Origin of the sequence: Bacillus sp. FSL K6-0042, from assembly GCF_038006685.1 — a bacterium.
In the GTDB taxonomy this organism is placed as follows: Bacteria; Bacillota; Bacilli; order Bacillales; family Bacillaceae_G; genus Bacillus_A; species Bacillus_A pseudomycoides.
In genome coordinates, this window is sequence record NZ_JBBOVS010000001.1 from 2853306 (window position 1) to 2876335 (window position 23030).

19 protein-coding genes and 1 riboswitch are annotated in these 23030 nt (G+C 36.1%); of the genes, 7 read left to right on the plus strand and 12 right to left on the minus strand.

Going from position 1 to position 23030, the window contains the following annotated elements:
• Positions 1-70: 70 nt before the first annotated feature.
• The 5 genes from MHH45_RS14590 to murQ form a co-directional block, all read right to left on the minus strand.
• The gene (locus MHH45_RS14590; protein ID WP_016112867.1) at positions 71-1393 is read right to left on the minus strand and encodes a 6-phospho-beta-glucosidase; all 1323 of its coding nucleotides are present in this window, start codon (positions 1391-1393) and stop codon (positions 71-73) included.
• Positions 1394-1432: 39 nt separating this feature from the next.
• The gene (locus MHH45_RS14595) at positions 1433-1717 is read right to left on the minus strand and encodes a hypothetical protein (RefSeq protein ID WP_016132511.1); all 285 of its coding nucleotides are present in this window, start codon (positions 1715-1717) and stop codon (positions 1433-1435) included.
• Between the two features lie 73 nt (positions 1718-1790).
• Entirely contained in the window at positions 1791-3080 is a 1290-nt protein-coding gene (locus MHH45_RS14600; protein ID WP_016132510.1) for a PTS sugar transporter subunit IIC, read from the minus strand.
• A 239-nt stretch (positions 3081-3319) separates the two neighbouring features.
• On the minus strand, positions 3320-3631 hold the full coding sequence (locus MHH45_RS14605) for a PTS sugar transporter subunit IIB (protein ID WP_016112864.1): 312 nt from the start codon (positions 3629-3631) through the stop codon (positions 3320-3322).
• Between the two features lie 36 nt (positions 3632-3667).
• Positions 3668-4561, minus strand: coding sequence for an N-acetylmuramic acid 6-phosphate etherase (murQ, locus tag MHH45_RS14610; RefSeq protein ID WP_255255002.1), 894 nt, complete (start codon positions 4559-4561; stop codon positions 3668-3670).
• 378 nt (positions 4562-4939) lie between these two features.
• Here murQ and anmK point away from each other — a divergent pair, with 378 nt between their 5' ends.
• On the plus strand, positions 4940-6112 hold the full coding sequence (gene anmK, locus MHH45_RS14615) for an anhydro-N-acetylmuramic acid kinase AnmK (protein ID WP_016112862.1): 1173 nt from the start codon (positions 4940-4942) through the stop codon (positions 6110-6112).
• 242 nt (positions 6113-6354) lie between these two features.
• On the opposite strand, the gene MHH45_RS14620 is transcribed toward anmK, so the two are convergent.
• Complete coding sequence (locus MHH45_RS14620) at positions 6355-7461, minus strand: M20 peptidase aminoacylase family protein (protein WP_016112861.1); 1107 nt, start codon at positions 7459-7461, stop codon at positions 6355-6357.
• A gap of 237 nt (positions 7462-7698) precedes the next feature.
• On the opposite strand from MHH45_RS14620, the gene MHH45_RS14625 reads away from it, so the two are divergent.
• The gene (locus MHH45_RS14625; protein ID WP_016112860.1) at positions 7699-8808 is read left to right on the plus strand and encodes a mandelate racemase/muconate lactonizing enzyme family protein; all 1110 of its coding nucleotides are present in this window, start codon (positions 7699-7701) and stop codon (positions 8806-8808) included.
• Between the two features lie 13 nt (positions 8809-8821).
• Complete coding sequence (locus MHH45_RS14630; RefSeq protein ID WP_016112859.1) at positions 8822-9517, plus strand: hypothetical protein; 696 nt, start codon at positions 8822-8824, stop codon at positions 9515-9517.
• A gap of 137 nt (positions 9518-9654) precedes the next feature.
• Here the strand turns inward: MHH45_RS14630 and MHH45_RS28080 are convergent, their stop codons facing one another.
• The 5 genes from MHH45_RS28080 to rlmD all read right to left on the minus strand — a co-directional run bounded on the left by MHH45_RS28080 (position 9655) and on the right by rlmD (position 14648).
• Positions 9655-9861, minus strand: a complete 207-nt coding sequence (locus MHH45_RS28080) for a CPBP family intramembrane glutamic endopeptidase (protein WP_077295410.1) — start codon at positions 9859-9861, stop codon at positions 9655-9657.
• A complete protein-coding gene (locus MHH45_RS14635) occupies positions 9854-10561 on the minus strand; it encodes a M48 family metallopeptidase (RefSeq protein WP_016112858.1) in 708 nt (235 codons plus the stop codon). The genes MHH45_RS28080 and MHH45_RS14635 overlap by 8 nt, the downstream gene beginning before the upstream one ends.
• Before the next feature lie 180 nt (positions 10562-10741).
• Positions 10742-11275: a YehS family protein gene (locus MHH45_RS14640; protein WP_016112857.1), complete on the minus strand. Its 534-nt coding sequence runs from the start codon at positions 11273-11275 to the stop codon at positions 10742-10744.
• 745 nt (positions 11276-12020) lie between these two features.
• The gene (locus MHH45_RS14645) at positions 12021-13010 is read right to left on the minus strand and encodes a tRNA dihydrouridine synthase (protein ID WP_016112856.1); all 990 of its coding nucleotides are present in this window, start codon (positions 13008-13010) and stop codon (positions 12021-12023) included.
• A 261-nt stretch (positions 13011-13271) separates the two neighbouring features.
• Positions 13272-14648 carry a 23S rRNA (uracil(1939)-C(5))-methyltransferase RlmD gene (gene rlmD, locus MHH45_RS14650; RefSeq protein ID WP_016112855.1) on the minus strand — a complete coding sequence of 459 codons (1377 nt, stop codon included), beginning with the start codon at positions 14646-14648 and terminating at the stop codon, positions 13272-13274.
• A gap of 121 nt (positions 14649-14769) precedes the next feature.
• Positions 14770-14871: riboswitch (purine riboswitch) on the plus strand.
• 546 nt (positions 14872-15417) lie between these two features.
• On the opposite strand from rlmD, the gene MHH45_RS14655 reads away from it, so the two are divergent.
• From MHH45_RS14655 to MHH45_RS14670, 3 genes are all read left to right on the plus strand, one after another.
• Positions 15418-16614, plus strand: a complete 1197-nt coding sequence (locus tag MHH45_RS14655) for a NupC/NupG family nucleoside CNT transporter (protein ID WP_016112854.1) — start codon at positions 15418-15420, stop codon at positions 16612-16614.
• Positions 16615-17153: 539 nt separating this feature from the next.
• Entirely contained in the window at positions 17154-18272 is a 1119-nt protein-coding gene (locus MHH45_RS14660; RefSeq protein ID WP_016112853.1) for a polysaccharide deacetylase family protein, read from the plus strand.
• Positions 18273-18756: 484 nt separating this feature from the next.
• The gene (locus MHH45_RS14670; RefSeq protein ID WP_016112851.1) at positions 18757-19842 is read left to right on the plus strand and encodes a polysaccharide deacetylase family protein; all 1086 of its coding nucleotides are present in this window, start codon (positions 18757-18759) and stop codon (positions 19840-19842) included.
• 157 nt (positions 19843-19999) lie between these two features.
• Here MHH45_RS14670 and MHH45_RS14675 read toward each other — a convergent pair whose 3' ends face one another.
• Positions 20000-21571, minus strand: coding sequence for a vanadium-dependent haloperoxidase (locus MHH45_RS14675; protein ID WP_088094320.1), 1572 nt, complete (start codon positions 21569-21571; stop codon positions 20000-20002).
• Between the two features lie 229 nt (positions 21572-21800).
• On the opposite strand from MHH45_RS14675, the gene MHH45_RS14680 reads away from it, so the two are divergent.
• On the plus strand, positions 21801-23030 hold the full coding sequence (locus MHH45_RS14680) for an aminopeptidase (RefSeq protein WP_016112849.1): 1230 nt from the start codon (positions 21801-21803) through the stop codon (positions 23028-23030).

A 23030-nucleotide genomic window follows, 5' to 3' on the forward strand; every position in this document is an offset into this window, starting at 1 on the left:
AACTGAATTTATGTTTCAGAGAATCTCAGGTCTCAATTTTTCTTTAATGTTAAATTTATTATTCTCCTAATCATCTAAAAAAATGAGGCAAATACTCTTTATGGGCTTCTAATAGTTTCTGTAATACAGCTTCAGCCAAATCATCACTTGGAATAAGTGGATTAATCGTTAAAGCTAATAAAGCCTTATCATAAGAACCCGTTACTGCTGCCTCAGCACCTACTCTTTCAAATGATTTGATTTGCTGAATTAATCCTTGAACTTGAACTGGCAATTTCCCCATTGTCATAGGAACCGGTCCATTTTTTGTCACAATACAACTTACTTCAACCGCTGAATCATAATCGATCTCATTAATTGCGCCTTTGTTTTGGATATTTAATACTTGAATGTCTTTTTTGTCATTATAGATAGAAGAAATAACATTACATGCTGCATCACTGTAGTATGCACCACCCCGCTTCTCTAATTGTGGAGGTTTAATGTCTAGTTTTTCATCTTTATACAAATCAAACAGATCTTCTTCTAGTTTCTTGACAATTTCAGCACGCGTTCTCCCTGATTTAAATGCTTCTAATTCTTCATCTAAAATATCTTTTGTTTTGTAATAATAACGATGATACGGGCAAGGTACTACACCTAATGATTTCAAAAATCTTGGATTCCAAGGAAGTGGGGCAATATTCTTCATTGTCATTTGTATCTCTGGATTTCCTAGCATTTCAAGCACTTTCTCTGTTACTTCTTGATCATCAACATATACGTGTATTCCGAATACCATATGGTTTAGTCCAGCGAAATCAATGTGTACCCTCTCCATTTCAACACCTAACATTTTTGAAATAGACATGTGCATATTAAACGGTACATTACATACACCGATTACTTTTTTATGCTTGCTGTAACGAAGAAGGGCTTCTGTTACCATTCCAGCTGGATTTGTAAAGTTAATTAACCATGCATTTGGGCAAAGTTTTTGCATTTCTTCTGCGATTTCTAGAAGAACGGGAATCGTTCGTAACGCTTTAAATAAGCCTCCTGCACCATTTGTTTCTTGCCCAATTAACCCTAGTTGCAAAGGAATACGCTCGTCTTTAATTCGGGCGTCTAGTAAACCAACTCTCATCTGCGTTGTCACAAAATCAGCATCCTGTAAAGCTTGACGACGATCTAGCGTCAAATGAATTTCCATAGGAACTCCTGCTTTTTCTACCATTCTTCTTGCTAGATTTCCTACAATCTCAAGCTTTTCTCTTCCTGCCTCAATATCCACTAGCCAAAGTTCTCTAACTGGTAACTCATCATAACGTTTAATAAAGCCTTCAATTAATTCTGGCGTGTAACTAGATCCACCACCAATTGTGGCAATTTTTATTCCGTTTCGCTTTCCCATTTCACTAACACCTCATTTTAGATAACTTACTTTTTTCATTTACGCATAAACAATTGGGTAACAAATCAGTGCACTCGCTACTAATAGAGACAAGAACAAAATTAATGCTTGTTTCTTGTTTTTAAACTTACCTTCAACAAAAATAAGAACAAGAGTTAACCCTGCGCTGATTGCAAAGATATTATCTAGGTACAGTGACAAACGTTTATCTACTCCAACTGCATTCATTAAAGGATTAAAGATAAGATTAAAAACAAGAATAAAACTAAAAAATAGAAACGCACTTTTGTAACTAAAAAAGTGAATTCTGGATGTTGAATTCATTTTTATCTCCCTTCTCTCTTTTATATGAAAGGAAGTTTGGAGCAATTAGTCCCAACCCCCCTTTCATATATTTTTATAAGGCTACGTTTGTGCCCTCTGTTGTTTCTGTTGGACTTTCTTGTGCTAAAAGCTTTTGATCATACATTTTAAAGAATGGTAGATAAACAAGAACTGAAATCGTAATATTAACTAACACAAGAATAATTGCTCTCCAATCGCCACCTGTCGACAGATAGGCACCTATTGGAGCTGGTAATGTCCATGGAACCATTACATATGTTGGATTTACTAATCCGATTGACGTTGCGATATATGCAACTGTTGCACCAATTAATGGTGTCACGATAAATGGAATAATTAAAATTGGGTTTAGCACAATTGGCATCCCAAAAATAACAGGTTCATTGATGTTAAATATACTTGGAACAATTGTTGCTCTCGCCATCGTCTTACTATAAGTAGATCTTGCTGTTAATAACATCGCAATTACTAATCCTAATGTTGCACCAGATCCACCAATCCAAATAAACCATTGAAAGAATGTTTCAGGAGCTACGTGAGGGATTGCCGTACCAGCTGCAACTGCCGATGAATTATTAGCTAAGTAAACTTCCCAAACTGGACGAGCAACAGCACCTACAACTGATACACCATGAATACCGAATGACCAGAAAAATGTTATTAAAAAGACTGGAATTAATACGCCTGGTAATGTATCCCCTGCTTTAATAAGTGGTGCAACAGCTTTATCAACAAGTGAATGTAGATCAACACCTGCAACTACTGTAATTAATGTCATAATAAAGAGTACCATTGTAACTGGTATTAACGCTTCAAATGAACGAGATACGGACGTTGGAACAGAATCTGGCATTTTTATTGTAATATTTTTAGTCTTACATAAACGTATCATTTCAACCGAAAATATAGAAACAATCATCGCTACAAAGAGCCCATGTCCACCAAGGTTTGTCATTGGCAATACAAAACCTATATCTTTCACCATTTTTACGCCTATTGTGAATAAGAAGGCAGCTACCGATAATAATCCCCCTGATAAAGGGTCTAACTTATAGCTTTGAGACAGACTATGACCTATTCCGAAAGTAATATATAGGGTCATAATAAACATTGTTAATCGATAAGGTATTAAAATCTCCGCGATATGTTTTGCTGCCCATTGACCTATTGCGGAATCTGCTGCTACGGGTGGGAAAGCAATGATAAGAAATATGCTCCCAAAGATGATGAATGGCAAAGCAGAAACTACACCATCACGTATTGCACGTAAATGTTTCTGCTCAGACAATTTAGCCATAGGTGTCGATAAATTATTTTCTAAAAAAGCTACAAATTTGTTCATTTGTATTTTCCCCTTTAGATTGATTAGTAGTTAAGATTTCTTGCTAGATTATGTTTTTACTATTCACAAACGAATAAAGTGAAACTTCCATCAGTTGTTTTTTCTCATCCCCCAATGATGGTTAGTCCGCACCAATCGGGATTTTACGGGTAGGTAATCTCCCACCTATCTTCCTCGTTCCTCTCTGATTCTTGAGGCAGGAGTCTTACTACCCACGAATAACAAGATAAATAACAACTTTAATTTGATTGTCTTATTTCATTAATTAAATTTAATAGAGCAGGTCCACCAAGGGGACTATATGATTGAGCAGGAATCATTAAACATGGGACTCCGGCTTCATCTGCAGAAGCTTTAAAACCATCAAATCGATGTTTTACTTGTGGGGCAACCATAGCAACGTCCCAACCGTTTCGAACCTCTGAATCAAATTCTTGCGTACCAACAGCTAATACTTCTAAATTTTGACCATGCTTTTCCCCTTCTTTTTTCAACGCATTTACAACAATCGCACTCGACATTCCACCTGAACATACAAATAATACTTTCATTTTTACTCCCCCTCATAATATTTTTATATAGAAGCTTTAAATTGCTTTTCTTATAAATCCCTCTGCTGCGTTTAAGCGTTCTACGGCTTCTTCATAAGAAACATTTGTTAAAATCATAACAATGGCAACCTTAGGTTGATTATTTGCTTTTACTAAGTATTTTTCTGCCACTTCATAGCTGCATTCAGTGGCATCCATAATAATACGTTTTGCACGTTCAACCAACTTTTCATTTGTTAACTGCAAATCTACCATTAAATTCCCATAAACTTTTCCAATCCCAACCATTGAAGCTGTTGAGAGCATGTTACATACTAATTTTTGAGCAGTTCCAGCTTTTAAGCGGGTAGATCCCGTAAGTACTTCAGCTCCATTTACAACTTCAATGGCAATTGCAGCAATTTTTCCAATCTCTGATTCCCTATTGCAACTTATCGCTACTGTGCCTGCCCCAAGTTGATTTGCATAATTTAACCCTGCAATAACATAAGGTGTACGTCCACTGGCAGCAATACCTACTACAACATCGTTACTCGTTAATTGGATTTTCTCTAAATCTTGACGACCTAATGTAAAACTATCCTCTGCTCCCTCAACCGCCTTAATAAATGCACTTTCTCCACCTGCGATTAAACCTACTACTTTACTAGGATCAGTATTAAACGTTGGCGGACATTCTACAGCATCCAACAATCCAATGCGCCCACTTGTTCCCGCGCCCATATAGATTAATCTACCGCCGCGTTTCATCGCCGCAACAATCATCTCTACAGCTTTTGCAATTTGAGGAAGTTCTTTTTGAACACAATAAGCAACTTTCATATCTTCTTCATTCATCACCTCCAATAAATTAAGCGTTTTCATTTCATCTAAAAATACAGTCTTTTCATTACGACCTTCCGTTGTTAAATGTTCTAGCATATAAATCATCCTTCTATCATTCGTAATCTAAAAGCTTCCTTTGAAATCGCTTTCTTCAACAAAACTATAGCACTATTAAAAATAAATTTCAATAATTAAAAATAATTTTAAAATAAAATTTCAAAAAATCTACACAATTAGAAAACTAGCGAGTATAATAACCAATTGTCAGCGCTTACATTTTTTTTATAAACTAAAAAGATAAGAAAAGGATGTATACCATTGAGTACAGAAAGCGTTCCCAAAAAAAGTAGGTTCATTGGCAATGTCAATTTTTTAGGTGAATCACTACTACTTCCACCTAAAGTTTCATCATGGTTTTATAAGAATCGACATTGCTGCTTAGCAAGGAATTAAAAAAATCTATGTAAAGTAGGTGTTATGATAATGTACATTGTTGGATTAATGTCTGGAACATCATTGGATGGTATTGATGCTGTGCTTGTACGTGTGAATAATAGCAAACGAAACACCGAGTTAGAAATGATTGAATTGATAACACATCCTTTTTCAAAAGATGTTAAAGAAGAAATTATACAGTCATTGTCTGTAGATACATCTAATGTGCAGCTAATTTGTAGTTTAAACTTTAAACTAGGAAAATTATTTGCAGATGCTACCAAGGAAGTTTGCAAAAAAGCTGGATTTCCTTTAGAGCAGTTGGATCTTATAGGATCTCATGGACAAACGATTTACCATCAGCCCTTGCAAGAACAAAACTTGGTCCCCTCAACTCTGCAAATTGGAGAACCTTCGGTAATTGCTTACGAAACAAATACAACCGTAATATCTAATTTTCGTACTATGGACATAGCAGCAGGTGGACAGGGTGCTCCTTTGGTACCTTATACTGAATATATTCTTTACCGGAGTGAAACAAAGGGCCGGTTGTTACAAAACATCGGGGGCATCGGAAATGTAACTGTTTTACCTAAGCAATCTTCACTAGATGACATGTATGCCTTTGATACAGGACCTGGAAATATGATTATTGATGAGGTATGTCGCCAATTGTTTAACATAGGATACGATGAAAGTGGTAATTTAGCTAAACAAGGGAAAATAAATGAACAGCTCTTATCATACTGCATAAATCATCCTTATATTATGAGCCCTCCTCCCAAAACAACAGGCAGAGAATTGTTTGGTAAGCAATATGTTGAAAAACTATTAGATAAGTTCAATAATCTTTCAAGCCACGATATAGTAGCAACTGTAACAATGTTTACAGCGAAATCTATTGTAGAGAACTATCGCAAATTTATCCTTCCACAAGTTAAAATCGATGAAGTCATTATTGGAGGCGGTGGCAGCTATAATAAAACATTACTAAAAATGATTCAATCACTACTCGGGGAGTCAATTCAAATTTACACCCAAGAGGAATTAGGATACTCTTCGGAGGCTAAAGAGGCTATAGCGTTTGCTCTTCTTGCAAATGAAACCTACCATGGTAACGCAAGTAACGTTCCAAATGCTACAGGTGCAAAAAACGCTGTCGTTCTTGGGAACGTATCCTTCCCAACATCAGATCATTGGATTAAGATAAGAAATTCTTAAGAAGAAAGTAAAGGTTTCATCAGCTGATGATTAACTCTAACCAATCGGGTTATTCCTACCTCTCTATTGAGGTAGGAATAGCTCGATAAAGTAAGGGAATTATCATGTTCAAAAAGCTTTCTACTAGGGATACCGAGAACTATTTGTGTTAGTTTGTATCTCTATCTATTGAAATTCTACTCTCCAACAAAGAAAAAGAATCAATTATGAAATTGATTCAAATATAAAAAATAAGAACAATACTAGTTTAAAGCTTTCAACACAGTTTGCTTCATTATTTCTACTCCATCGATTATACAAGCGTGATCAAACTTCATATAAGGGTGGTGTAATCCGGGCTTTAAATTTGCCCCTAATCCTAACATAGCAGCTTTTAAATGCGGCCTTTTGACCGTATAGTAATGAAAATCATCACTTCCTGTAGTAAAAAGTGGTGGTGTGCATCCATCTTCTCCGTATATTTCAAGAATTCCTTTCCGCATGAGTTGTTCTGCCTCTTCCGATACCTCTGCCCCAGGTGCAATATCAACCCATTCGTAAGAAATCTTCGTTCCCATTGATTCAGCTGATTGAATGACATGTTCTATCTTGTTCGTTAACTCTTCTAACAATACATTACTCTCTGCCCTTACATCTAAACCGAATTGCCCATTTCCTGGAATGATATTCAAATTATCTCCACCAGCTTGGCATTTCGTCATTTTGACAGAGTATGATTTTTGCGGTGAGAGCCAGATGTTTTTTAATCCGATATTAATCATAGAAATAACATCAATTGCGTTCACACCTTGATGTGGTCGTGCCCCATGCGCATCATCCCCGTGTATATTCGCTTCTAAAAATCCCGCTGTCCCATGCCGAATAGATGGTGCTGCTTTTTTTAAAGGTAATTCTTCAATTGGTCGTAAATGAACACCGAATAAGAAATCAGCGTCGTCAACAGCACCCTTCTCCACCATCTTTAAAGCACCATTTCCTTTTTCTTCTGCAGGCTGGAAAATAAATCTAATTGTTCCGCTTTCCCAACTGGCATTTTTTAATTGTAAAATAAGCCCCATCGCAATCGTCATATGAGCATCGTGACCGCAGGAATGATTCGCTTTGAACTTCCCATCTACCTCTTGCCACAATGCATCCATATCAGCACGAATCGCGATAACCGGTTTTCCATTCCCCATTTCTGCTATAACTCCAGGACAATCATCAAATACTTTATAGGAAGTCCCTTCTTTTTCTAGAAATTTAGTAATATAAGCCGTTGTATTATATTCTTTCCAACTTACTTCAGGATTCTCATGTAAATACTGAAAAATTCCGTTTAAACGATCTTGAAGCCCTATTGTTTTCAAATTCTCTTTCCCCTTCCTAAATTAGAAGCAGTTTGTTCAATTATAAAAAATCCTATTTCGAAAAACATATTGAATATTCATACAAATGTCAAGAGATTGTCCCTTCATTTCTTTTGAAATATAATAAGGTAATTAAGATCAGAATTCTGAAAATTCTTTTTAAAAATTGCTCGTCATTAATCTAATTAAGAATATATGCAACTTTACATTTATGATACAAAGGACGTGGATTATACAATGAAAATTACAGCAATCCATCTCTACGCAATTCGTTTACCACTACGCGATCCATTTATTATTAGCTACGGTACTTATTATGATATGCCTTCTATCATTGTAAAAATCGAAACAGATGAAGGTATTGTCGGTTACGGTGAAGGAGTGGCCGATGATCACGTTACAGGCGAAACATGGGAAAGTACCCTTCAAGTTTTAAAACATACATTAGCTCCTGCCTTGCTAGGTGTGAATCCAATGAATATAGAGAAGATACATGACATCATGAATCAAACTATTTATGGTGTTCCTACCGCAAAAGCTGCGATTGATATTGCTTGTTTTGATGTAATAGGAAAAAAGTTAAGTCAGCCTGTTTATCAATTGATTGGTGGCCGTTACCATGAAGAGTTTCCAATTACTCATGTTTTAAGTATGGCCTCCCCAGGAGCTATGGCAGAAGAAGCTGCTTCCATGATCAATAAAGGCTATCGCTCTTTTAAAATGAAAGTCGGAACAGATGTCAAAAAAGATGTGGAAAGAATTGAATCTGTACGTGAGCGAGTAGGAAACGATATCGCCATTCGTGTAGATGTAAACCAAGGTTGGAAAAACAGTGCGAATACATTAACTGCTCTACGCTCACTAGGTCACTTAAACATCGATTGGATTGAACAACCTGTTGTAGCTGACGATATTGATGCGATGGCTTATATTCGTTCCAAAACTGACATACCACTTATGATTGACGAAGGATTAAAAAGTTCTCGTGAAATGCGACAAATTATCAGGGTGCAAGCAGCTGATAAAGTAAACATCAAACTAATGAAATGCGGCGGCATCTATCCCGCTGTTAAACTCGCTCACCAAGCTGAAATGTCTGGAATTGAATGTCAAGTTGGTTCCATGGTCGAATCATCTGTTGCATCTTCTGCTGGATTCCATGTAGCCTTTTCTAAAAAAATCATTACAAGTGTTGAACTAACAGGACCGTTAAAATTCACGAAAGATATCGGTAACCTCTCCTATGATGTGCCTTTTATTCGCTTAACAGAAAAGCCTGGATTAGGAATTGCTGTTAATGAAGATATACTAAATGAATTGACTGTTTTTCAAGACATCGTTCGCTAAAGGAGGCACTGAGATGAATATTATTTATGAAGGAACATTGAAACAAAACGAGCAAAGGTTTCAGATCGCACCATTATCTTTAGAGCACATCCAACAAATTTTATCCTTACAACATGTTGTAATTGAAACATTAGAAAATAAAGATAGCTTGCAACCTCTTACGTTAGAAGAGTATCAATATATATTAGATGGAAATGGCCTAATAATTGGTGCATTTGTCGCTCAAGAACTGATTGCATTTCGTGCTCTCTTAGCTCCCCCTATCGATGACGAACATTTAGGGTTTGATATTGGTTTAACTGAGGACGATTTAGATCGTGTTATTTATCAAGAAATTTCAAACGTCCATCCAAAGTGCCGTGGAAACGGAATGCAGAAAATATTAGCAAAAGTGCTTATGGAACAATTAACGCGAACAGATAGCAAATACGATTATGTTTGTTGTACCGTTGCGCCGTTTAATATTCCAAGCTTAAAGGATAAGTTTGCGCAGGGGATGGAGATTGCAGCGTTGAAGGAGAAGTATGGTGGGAATATGCGGTATGTTTTTGTGAAGGAACTGCGTGAGAATGAAAAGAAAGAGCGGAAAGATATTAAGAGTATTGCGATGAGTGATATTGCCGGACAGCAAGTGTTGCTTGTGGAAGGTTATCGTGGATATGAGATGGAGCAACATGATGTGGAGTATTGTGTTCGGTTCGGGAAGTAAGATAGTAGATATCCTCCCCAATATTTAATAATTTTTTCGTTATAGATAACAAAAAGGTGAGACACTATTGATAATAAGTGCTCACCTTTTTTAAACAAGATAACCTTGACGTACCTAATATAAACTTCATCATCTTCTCAATTAATGAAGAGTAGATAAGAAGGCCATTCCTTTATTGTCCAGTCATTTAATACATGGACAATAAAGGATACCCAAATATTTTTTGTTTTCACATATGAATAGGTCAAAATTACTCTGGCAATCCCGATTCCTATAATAGCTTGTGTAAAATTCCAATTATATGTTGGTAAATGTATCGCTCCAACGATGTCATTGTTAAACAGTCATTTTCCAGCTTGATAATGCTAACCAGTCTTCCATTTCCTTATAATCAGGCATTATCTTCCCAACAAGGCGCCAAAAGGATCGATCATGATTTAGATGGACCATATGACACATTTCATGAACGACTACATAGTCGATTACCCTCGGCGGTGCCATTGCCAGCTTCCAATTAAATGTTAACTGTAGCTTTGAATCACAGGTTCCCCATGTACGGTTACTATCTGAAATACGGATTGAACGCGGCTTTGTTTTAAAGTTACTTTGATAGGATTTGATACTCTTCTCTACTAACGCTTTACACTGCTGGTAGTAAAATCGTTTTAAAGCTTGTTTTATTTTCTCATCCTCAAGCTCTTTCACATATATATGTAGCTTATCTCCTTCAAACACTGCATCATCTTGCCCAATACTTGCATCTTGAGAGATTTGTATCGGATATGTGTTCCCTAAATATAGAAAGCTCTCGCCTTGATTATAAACCTTCTCCTGCGGCCCAAGCACTCGCTCCTTCATTTCCTTGCGTGTTTTCTGAATCCAATCCCACTTCTCCTCTAACAATTGGAGTACGTATTCAACAGGTGTTCCTTTAGGAGCCTGAACTTCAACATTTCCGTAAGAATCTATGTAAATACGTACGGATTTTTTCTTCTTATAATTTATATGAAAATTAATTGTCTTACCTGAATATGTATGTATCATTTCATCACCTAGAATATTCGTTCATGTTATTTTTGCATGATATATTAAACTACAAATGATTAAAAAATAAGAGTAGGATACAAACTTCCTACTCCATCCATCGTATCATCTACTTTCTTAACATGAATACACATGCGATGTTAAGAAGTTACAACGCTTGTTACTTTAGGATAAAATCCCTTATCCTCTATATTTAACAGCTAGTCCCTTTAAGAAATTCCTTGCGTATCTATCACCGCACTCTTTGTAATTCTTATGACCTTTTTTTCTTAATAGAGCGCCTAACTCTCCTTTTGTTACCTTAACTCCCACTCCGTCTAATATATCAAGCACATCCTCGCTTGTTAATGATAGTGCTATTTTCATTTTCTTTAGAAGAAGATTATTGGCACTTTCATTACTCTGTAAAGGCATCGCTTGTCCCTCCGGTTGCCCCGGTTTTGGATCTTGTTTGCCTCTTTTAAAAGTAATAAAGCCATTTAAAAATGACTCTAACATCATATTCTCACATGTTAATACGTAATCACTTTCAACTACATCACCATCATTGTCAGCTTCATTCTGGGGACTTTTCTTTAATTTTGTAAGCATCTCAACCACTTCTTCTTTCGTTACTTCAATGCCACCAAATTTAAATATCTCCACCATATCTGTATCTTTTATATCCATAGCATATCTTACTCTCTTTAATATATCATTATTGCTCATACTCATCGTTAATCCTCCTAAAATATTGACTATTTATCCAGCAGTCAAAGCGTATCCTCTAACATGCTCTAAATTCCAAATTATCATGTTAAATATAGTAGTATCACCAAGAATCGTCCTTAAGATTGTATCCCCTAGCACTTTTAAGCTAATGCCCACTAAATTAATACTTTAACACTTTAAAGACATGTTTTATAGTCTTACCCGAATTAATACTTGTGAAGGTTATACTAAAAACCTCAAGAAGACCTTGAGCTGAGGAAAGATTCAAATGATTTTTTGATTCATTCTTGTCTCTTTCATTGCGTCTGTGGATCTATCCCGTATTTGTTAAACCTGGAAGTACGCTTATAAAACTCCTTCCCCCGCAGCGTTGACTAACAGAAAAAGCAGTGCTTTGATTTCTCAAAAACACTGCCCGTTTCCTGCTCCAAACTTATTTTATGAAAGACGGTTTTCACGCCGATCCATCAGTGATAATATCTAGATTGTATAACTACGCTCTTGTGATACTCCGCGCTGTTATTTGTCTTCTTTTAAACTAAGCTAAGCCAAGCTACACACTCCACATGTGCAGAGTGTATGTGGCAACACAAGGGTACTGGTGGGTTTATTACATTTTTAAGACCTTTTTCTTTCAGAAAACAGACATTATCAAAACAAAAGTTGCCGTCTGCAAAGGAACTCGAAACTGAATAAAACAAATACACATAAGTTGATGTGATTCATTTTCCCTCTAACTTTTTAAGAGTTACATCATTTCACTGTCCTCTGTCTCATCAACACTCTTTTCAAAGTTATCAAGCAATGCACGCACTTCATCTGTTGATTTCGTGCTCATCAATTGATTTCTTAATTCAGCAGCTCCATGAAATCCTTTGACATAAATTTTGAAAAAGCGATGAAGCCCTGTGATTGAACGTGGCAGTACTTCCGCATATTGATCTTGAAGATCAAGCTGCAGTCTTAAAAGATCAAGGTGTTCTTTACTGGTATGCTCTTTTGGCTCTTTTTCAAAAGCAAAAGGATTTTTAAAAATACCTCGCCCGATCATAACGCCATCAATACCATATTGTTCAGCAAGCTGCAGCCCAGTTTGACGGTCAGGAATGTCTCCGTTGATTGTTAGTAGTGTATTTGGTGCGATACGGTCACGTAATTTTTTGATTTCCGGAATTAGCTCCCAATGCGCATCTACTTGGCTCATTTCCTCTCTTGTCCGTAAATGAATAGAAAGGTTCGCAATATCCTGTTTTAAAATATGCGTTAACCACTCCTCCCACTCATTTACATTCTTATAGCCAAGTCGTGTTTTCACGCTGACAGGCAGTCCGCCCGCTTTTGCTGCTTGAATAAGTTCTGCCGCAACGTCTGGACGTAGAATAAGGCCACTACCTTTCCCTCTCGATGCCACATTCGGTACAGGGCAGCCCATATTAATATCGATGCCTTTAAATCCTAGCTCTGCCATGCCAATACTCATTTGACGGAAATATTCGGGATTATCCCCCCAAATATGTGCCACCATTGGCTGTTCATCTTCTGTAAAAATCAAACGGCCACGCACACTTTTCATACCCTCTGGATGACAATAGCTATCAGAGTTTGTAAACTCTGTGAAAAATACATCCGGTCGACCGGCTTCACTTACTACGTGACGAAAAACAACATCTGTCACATCTTCCATTGGTGCAAGTACAAAAAATGGTCGTGGTAAATCACGCCAAAAATTATCTATCATTTCAAACTCAAATCCTCTCACTATGGATACAACTTCAAACTCTCGGTCAAAAAATATAAAGCCAAATGTTCCACTTCTTTTACACTTATATCATGCTTAATAACTTATTATCAAACACAAGTACATTTGGACATTTATAATTTGTGAAAAACTATTGTGAAAATCGGCAATGTTTATTTTAACTAAAATCGGTCCTGAATGGTATTTTTATAAACAAAAAAGCAGATGGTATAGATTTTTTCTATATCAACTGCTTTTCTATTATACCAACTCCAACCACGCGACCGCTTCACAATGAGTAGTATGCGGGAACATATCCACAGGTTGTACTTCCTGCGTTTTATATCCGCCTTCTTCTAATACTTTTAAGTCACGTGCTAGTGTTGCAGGGTTACATGATACGTATACGACGCGCTTTGGCTTCATGTCGATGATTGTGTTTAGTAATGCCTCATCACAACCTTTACGCGGCGGATCAACGACGATTGTGTCGGCAATTACGCCTTCTTTGTACCAGTTTGGAATGACTACTTCTGCTTCTCCTACACCAAATTCAACGTTTGTCATGTTGTTTAATGCAGCGTTTCGGTTTGCGTCTTCGATTGCTTCTGGGACGATTTCAACGCCGTATACTTTTTTCGCTTTTTGCGCTAGGAATAGGGAGATTGATCCGATTCCGCAGTATGCGTCGATTACTGTTTCGTTTCCATCTAGTTTTGCGTATTCTAATGCTTTGTCATATAGCACTTTCGTTTGTTCTGGGTTTACTTGATAGAAAGAACGTGCTGAGATGGCAAATTTGATGTCACCGATAAAGTCATAAATATATTCTGATCCGTATAGGACTGTTGTTGTGTCTCCGAAAATTACGTTTGTACGTTTCGTGTTTACGTTTTGAACGATTGATTTTACATTTGGAAACTTCGCTGTGATTTCTTCGATGATCGCCTTTTTATTTGGAAGTTCTGCCGTACGTGTAATGAAGACAAGCATAATTTCCCCTGTTACTTGTCCGTATCGAGCCATCACGTGGCGAAGTGTTCCTTTATGACGTTCTTCGTTGTACGCTGTGATGCCTTTGTTTTCACAAATACGTTTTACTTCTTGAATTAATACATCATTTTCTTCCGCTTGAATTAAGCATGTTTCCATATTAATGATGTCATGCGTTCCTTGACGATAAAACCCCGCTACAAGTCCGCCTTCACGTTCTCCAATCGGTACTTGTGCTTTGTTTCGATAAACCCACGGATTTTCCATACCAAGAACAGGATGAACTGGTACGTCGTGCAATCCACCGATGCGTTGCATTACGTCACGCACTTGTTTTTCTTTCGCCCTTAGTTGTCCTTCATATGTTAAGTGCTGAAGCTGACAACCGCCGCACTGGTTGTAAACTGGACATTCTGCATCTTTACGATATGGGCTTTCTGTATGAAGTTTCATTAAACGACCAAATGCAAAGTTCTTCTTTACTTTAATAATTTTAATTTGTGCTTCTTCACCTGGTAATCCGTTTTTTACGAAAATAGGATATCCCTTTACTTTCGCAACACCGGCACCATCATGTGTTAAATCTTCGAATACTACATCTATAAACTCGTTTTTTTCAACTGGTGGCGTCATTTTATTACTCATTTTCCGACCTCTCTTTTTCATAACACTGCGTTACATTTTATCATACTTATGTGGTCTTTATCTATTGGAAGAAAAAAAGCTATTGACGCTGCTTCTTTATTAATGTTACGCTACTAATAATTTAATACGGACGATGTTACCTCATATATACTTGATAATATGGATCGAGAGTTTCTACCCGGCAACCGAAAATTGCTGGACTATGGGGAAAACTAATGAATATTGGCTTGTTTGTGTATACAAAGACTCATATTGATTAGCTTTCTCTCATAGATGAAAGTGAATCAATATGAGTCTTTTTTATTTTTTACTTTTCTAAAAGGTCAGACATCTTACGTATGACATAAAACCTCTTCTGTTTGAATTATATCTATCTATTTTGATTTTCCAGCATATCATTTGCGGCTATGAAGTACAAAAGGTGACCTGCTCTTATTTTTTCTTTTTGGTTTCACTTGGCATGGGATTGAAAAAGCTCTGACCGCTTGTATACTTGGCCGAATGCTCTCTCTCACCTAAACAGAACTGGTTCGGGTTTTCAAGCGCATCAATCGCGGCTATGAAGAATAAAAAAGACCTGTTCTCATTTTCTCTCTTTTGTTTTACTTGGCATGGGGCTAAAAAGGGATCTGACCGCTTCTATGCATGAGCGGATCCTCTATTCAACCTAAAAAAAATGGTTTGTCGGTTTTTCAATTTGTATTTATATAGTTATATAACAAGTGTTTTATGTAAAAACTTTATACGAACTTCTGAAAGGGGCAACTACATGCAATATGTAATGAGCGTTATCGGCATTCTTGTCGTGTTAGGTTTATGTTTTGCTTTGTCAAACAACAAAAGTAAAATCAACTTCCGTGCAATTGCTATTATGATTGGCTTCCAAATTTTAATTGGTTGGTTTATGTTTGGCACAAAAATTGGTCAACAGATCATTATTTTCATTAGTAAAGTGTTCAACAAACTGATTAAACTTGGTACAACAGGTGTCGATTTTCTCTTTAACGGTATTCAAAGAGACTTTGTCTTTTTCTTAAATGTATTACTAATTATCGTCTTTTTCTCAGCACTACTTTCTATTTTTAGTTATTTAGGTGTTTTACCATTCATCGTTCGAATTTTCGGCGGTGCAATTTCCAAAATTACTGGTTTACCACGCGTTGAATCATTCCATGCGGTAAACTCTGTATTCTTTGGTTCAAGCGAAGCATTAATCGTTATTAAAAATGACTTAAAGAACTTTAATAAAAACCGTATGTTCATCATTTGCTGTTCGGCAATGAGCTCAGTTTCAGCTTCTGTTACAGCATCATACGTTATGATGCTAGATGCGAAATACGTACTAGCAGCTTTGCCACTGAACTTATTCTCTAGCTTAATTGTTTGTTCTTTATTAACACCGGTTGATACAAAGAAAGAAGAAGAAACAGTTCAGAAATTCGATAGAAGTCTATTTGGAGACAGCTTTATCGGTGCAATGATTAACGGTGCATTAGATGGTTTAAAAGTAGCCGGTATCGTTGCTGCTTTAATGATCGCCTTTATCGGTGTGATGGAAGTTGTAAACTATGTAATTAGCGCAGCTTCAGGCGCAATGGGATATGCCGTTACATTACAACAAATATTCGGTTATATTCTCGCTCCATTTGCATTCCTAATGGGTATTCCAGCTCACGATATTATCCCAGCTGGCGGAATCATGGGAACAAAAATTGTTTTAAATGAATTTGTGGCTATTCTTGATTTAAAAGAAGTTGCAAAAACATTATCTCCACGTACAGTTGGAATCGTTACCGTATTCTTAATTAGCTTCGCAAGTATTAGCCAAATCGGTGCGATCGTTGGTACAATCCGTGCCCTTTCCGAAAAACAAGGAAGTGTCGTATCTAAGTTTGGTTGGAAAATGCTATTTGCATCAACACTTGCTTCTATTTTATCCGCTACGATTGCTGGATTATTTATTTAACAATGAATTACCCTATCCTTCCTTTCATTTTGGAATGTTGGGGTGATTTTTTTATGAGCAAAGGTAACCAATCTGAAAATGAAATGTAATCATATGCAATATTGCATACATTTTTCAATACGATTTTTCTTTTTTATATTAAGAAATATATATATACTAGTATTGGCCAGAAGATGTATTCTGTCTGTTTACAGTGAAAGAAATATCCAACAACAGAAACCCAAAAGTAAAAAAAAGCGTTTTTAAAGATACCTCCGAAATCAGCTATTTTTCGGAGGTATCTTTTTTCATAAGGCAATCTATAACTACAATAGTTTTTATTTACAAAATTTTATATAAGACAAATTCCATGCAATTGAACTGCATTTTTGTCGAATTCTCCCAAAAGAGATATTCCCCTCTATATTTCATAGTGATATGATAGACAAGGGTATAATTCAAATAGAAATATTTGAATCAATAATCTCTTATAACAAGACAAATAGAGAAATTATTACATATAAGAGACAAAACTAAAAACACAATAGAAGGATGATATTATGAAGAAATATGCATGTATCGCTTTGCTTTCTTCTGCTATTCTCGTAGGTTGTAACACTAGCACTGTTAGTGAAAAACAGACAAAAGAAGCAACTTACAAGAGCCAAAAGGAGACGAAAGAAGTACAAGCCAAAGTAGTAGAAATACCTGTAACTCAAGGACTCATTTCATGGGATCCATTTGAATACAATGCAAAGAATACGACACTTTATACAAAGAACTTAAGAGATTCATTTAAGGAAGTGCGTTACAATATTTGGCGTACAGCTGATGGACCTACAAGTAAACAAACCTTTGTATCACAAGAAAAAGCTCGTGATTTTGCTCTCCCATTTCATTTACAATCATTTCATTTAAAACGTGGAGAATTTCAAATTGAAGCAGTGGGATTAAAAAATGACAACACTGAAGTTCCTCTAGTGAAATCTACGATTACATTCCAGCAATATGCACCTTTCCTTATGTACCATGCTATTGAAAAATACCCTGGACCAGGTGATGGCGATTTAGGTTTATATGTACCACCAGAACAATTTGAAAAACATATGCAGTATTTAAAAGATAACGGTTATACAATGTTAACGTTTGAACGTTGGGGCGAGGTAAATCGTGTCAATAAACCTGTCTTTGTGACAATGGATGATGGCCGAAAAAATAATATGAACGCTCTTCATATTTTACAAAAATTAAAAGATGATAAATTCCAACCAGCAGCAACCGAATTCCTCGTTTCAAGTACTATTGATACACCAAATCGTCTTACAACCGATGATATAAAACAGATGCTTGATTCAGGTATTTTTTCTATTCAATCTCATACTGCTAATCATGCAATGATGGCTTATACGAGCAATTATGATGAAGAATTACGTGTATCTAAAGAAAAAATTGAAAATCTTACAGGCAAAAAAGTGATCGCCCTTGCCTATCCAGTAGGTTCTTATAATGACCCAGCTGTGGAAGAAACAAAGAAACATTATGAATTTGCGGTAACTACCGATCATGGAACTCATATTACAAAAGGCACACCGAACGAACAATACTTAATTAAGCGACATTTTGTTGGCCCTAATACAACAATGGCGCAGTTTACATCACTTGTGAAAGAAAAATATTAATCGTTTTTTAGGCTGCTTTCATGAAAAAGTAGCCTTTTCTTTTATTTATTTTTCCAACTTTAAAATTAGCTTAAATTTTAGCCTTGAACATTTAGCTCCACTCTTGAAAATGTTATAATTTGTAAAAAGATTGATGGAGGTACAAATGAAATTACATGCTCTTTTTGATTTCCTACATTTATTATTTTTCAGCATAAAAAGTCATTATGTTTTCGGCATCCCTAGTTATGTATTTTTAATTCCTTTCATTTTTGTTGTTGGCTACATGATCATAACGCTGAACAAGCCTGCAAAAAGAAAAAGACTTCGAAGTAGAGAAACATCTTAACTATTTGTTTCTTTGAACTACCATCACTTTACTATAACGACATAAAGTGAAACTTTAATCAGCCCGACCTCTTCATTTCTCTCTGAATCTTAAGGTGAGGGTCTTACTGCCCGTTCATACGGGGAAAAAGCGAATATACAATAGAAGGTGATCGTTATGAAAAAATATGCAGCTATTGCTTTATGTACATCTGCCATTCTAGCAGGGTGTAACTCTAACAATACAAATAATGAACCTAAAAAAGAGAAAACGGTTCAAGAACAGCCAAAAAAGCAAGTAGAAAAAGTGCAACCACAAGGTACAATATCTTGGAGTTCTATTACACATGAATCCACAAATACAGCTATACATATAACGGATATAAAAGATTCTTTAACCGAGGTACAATATAAAGTTTGGCGAACTGCTGATGGAAAAGAAAGTGCAAAATTATTTTCATCCAAAGATAAAAACAAACAGTTTGCAATTCCTTTTGATATTAAAGAATTTGACGGAAAACGTGGTGAATATCAAATTGAAGCATCTGGTTTAAAAGAAGATGGAAAAAGTATTCTGCTCACAACATCCACCATCACGTTTCAGCAATATGTTCCTGTCTTAATGTATCACGCGATTGAGGATTATTATGGTCAAGGAATAAAAGACTTATTTGTCTCACCCGCGAACTTCGAAGCGCAAATGAAATATTTAAAAGAAAACGGCTATACATTATTAACGTTCGAACATTGGGATGATATGAATAAAGTAAATAAACCAATTCTTGTTACGTTTGATGATGGTATGAAAAATAATATGAATGCATTTCATATTCTACAAAAGTTAAAAGACGATACATTTAAGCCGACAGCAACCGAATATATGATTGTTGATAACATCGATGCAGAAGGTTCCTTATCTACCGCGGATATAAAAGAAATGGTTGATTCGGGTATTTTCTCTGTCCAATCTCATACAGCAACACATGCTGATTTACCGAAAATCACAAACTATGAGGGAGAGTTAAAGGGTTCAAAAGAAAAGCTTGAAAAGATCACTGGTAAACCTGTCATTGCAATTGCATACCCGTTTGGTCATGTAAATGATAAAGTTGTAGAAGAAACAAAGAAATATTATCAATTTGCGACAACGACAAAACCAGGGAAGTTTATTACAAAAAGTGAAACAGATGAACTATTAAAAATAAAGCGCGTTCGTATACATAATTCCACAACGGTTGAACAGCTTGGACTTTCTATTAAATAAAGTTGGGTTTACTACCCATAAATAATCGAGTAAGAATAAAGATTATTGTAACTAGAAAAATGAGTACGATACTTTTCATATCGCACTCATTTTTTTTAATAACTCTTAACAATATGGGGTAATTTCAATAAACAGATAAGGAAATCGTTTACTACTATTAAATTGTTATAACCTCACCATTGAATTTAGTAAAAGAAAAGCCATTAAATTTTTCGTTATAGGTTGCTTTATGATCTTTCAGAATTCCAATCGCTACTGCTTCCCCGAGCTTTAAGCCTTCTATCGTGTCAGAACGCCAATGAACACCAGCTGTACTACGGCCAAGCCCAATATTGGTAGCAAGCTTATTCAATTCCCCTTCGACTTTCAAAGGTTGTCCTGAGTAAGAAAGCAAAGAAAGACCATCAGAACTTGCTACAACTGGTTTTGGAATGACAAACGATTCATTAAAAAAGGCTTTCAATACAGTGACACCAGCTCCCATAAGAGTTGCATGTCCCGCAGGGTATGCAGGATGAGTCGGACAGCCTTCAGGATACGCTAACGGAAGTAAATACGTTCCAAACTTGCTAAATACTTCGGAAATAACTTGCGAATTTAATAATTCTGGATGAATCGGATAATGAGTATCACCTGTTAACTGATTATGAACACGTCCTCCAAACTCTTCAGGGCGGATTCTGCGATGAACTAAAAACTTTTGAAACCATGCCGCTTCAAGTGCTGCCTTTGCCGTCTTACCCACTAAATCCAAAATATGAGGGGCACCGAAGGTAACAAAACCATTCTGAGTTTTTGAATGTAAGTAAGGGTTATTGGATGATAATGCTCCTTTTCCAAAGCTAAGTAATATCAAACACGCAGAAAGACAAGCTTGGTAGGAAAAATCTTGATGAACAAATTCAGCTAGGTCACGACCACTACGAATATAACGAGTGACTGTATCAAATATAATTTCCTTCGGAGATAAACCATTTTGGATATCAAGCCATTCTTGGTAAGCAGTCATATAATCTTTATCAGATACAGTAGTACGATATTTTTGAATCATTGTTGTAGCTCCATAAGGAACATCTTGCCATAAAAATTGAGAAATATAAGGTCCTACCAGATCACCAGATATTCCACCACGAAACAAAGTCTCTGTAGTAACGCTACCATTAACTTTAGGCCCACGGAAATCCGACAAACTTGATAATTCAGAAGCCGCTGCTAAAGTAAGAGAATTACTATTATATTCAGCAAAAGGCACATCACGTGTCAATGCCTGCCAGTACAGTTCAGTCATTTCACTTGCTTCCCAGGCACTACTAAAAGCTGGAGGTACCGCGATACTTAAATGGTGAGAGTCCGGCCCTTCTAGCCCATAAGCATAAGCTGCTTGTGGATTGGCAAGCTTCACTACACCACCAAGCGTTAAACATTCAAAAGCATCTGGTTTTCCCTTCTTAAGTGCCTCAATCCATTTTTTATAAGCATAAATATCAACTTCCCCTAAAGAATTATGTGGTAAAGCCTTAGAGAAGCTAGCAATTTTATTATCAAACAATTTTTCATCCCCGTTACAGAATTGAATTGGAAGAGGAAGATCTTTTTGATAATCTGCAGCTTGAAAACGAATTCGGAATGCCTTATCACAACGTTCATATGGGGACATAGGTCCTATCTCACAATTCTTTTCTATATATGGATAACAATCTTTTCTTTTTCGATTCGGATTTCGTCCCATTTTATCACCCTTTCATACTACATATTCATAACCATTTTCTTTTAAATTTTATTTAATATATGCTTATGCTTGTTTACCTGATTATTCTACTCAATCAATTGCCCATTTTCTCACAATACATCGTGAAAATACGAAATTAAGATTGATATAATTGAGGTATCGTTTATATTTTTGAATATTTCGTGTATTATATTTATAACAAATTCTTTCACACAAAGGAGATTATCATATGTCATTTGAACAAACATTAGAAAAGTATGCTGCTCTTGCAGTAAATGTCGGTGTTAATATTCAGCCTGGACAAACACTATCTATTAATGCGCCACTTGAGGCAGCTCCATTTGTCCGTCTTGTTACAAAAAAAGCATACAAATCAGGTGCAAAGCATGTATATGTAGATTGGAACGATGAGGTATTAACACGTTTAAAATTTGATTTAGCTCCTGAAGAAGCATTCTCAGAATTCCCTGCTTGGAAGGCACATGCACGTGAAGAATTGGCAAAAGAAGGCGCTGCATTTATGTCTATCTATGCAGAAAATCCAGATTTATTAAAAGGTGTAGATGCAAAACGAATTGCAAATTCTCATAAGGTTGCTGGAGAAGCAATGAAGGTATACCGTGATTATGTACAAGCAGATAAAGTAAGCTGGTGCGTAATCTCTGTTCCTACGAAAGAATGGGCTGCAAAAGTATTCCCTGATGTAGCACCAGAAGAGCAACAAGAAAAGCTATGGGCTGCAATTTTCCAAGCAACTCGTGCAGATTTAGAAAATCCTGTTGAAGCATGGAAAGAACATGATGCAATATTACATACAAAAGTAGACTACTTAAACGAAAAACATTATAAAGCGCTTCACTATACAGGTCCTGGAACAGATTTAACAATTGAACTTCCAGAAAAACATGTATGGGCTGGCGCTGGTAGCTTAAATGAAAAAAATATACCATTTATGGCTAACATTCCGACAGAAGAAGTCTTTACTATGCCATTAAAAACAGGTGTAAACGGTCAAGTATCAAGTACAAAACCATTAGTATTTGCAGGTAACATCATCGATAACTTTACATTAACATTCGAAAATGGTCGCATTATTGACTACAAAGCTGATGTTGGCGAAGAAGCACTAAAACATTTAGTAGAAACGGATGAAGGCTCTCACTTCTTAGGAGAAGTCGCATTAGTACCTCATGATTCACCGATTTCTAATACAAACATTTTATTCTATAATACGCTATTTGATGAAAATGCATCTTGCCATTTAGCAATTGGAAATGCTTATGCATTTAACTTAGATGGTGGTAAAACGATGACAAAAGAAGAGCTTGCAGAAAATGGAGCAAACTCTAGTATTACACACGAAGACTTTATGATTGGTTCAGCAGAGCTTGATATTGATGGTATTACAGCTGACGGAACACATGAACCAATTTTCCGTAAAGGTAACTGGGCATTCTAA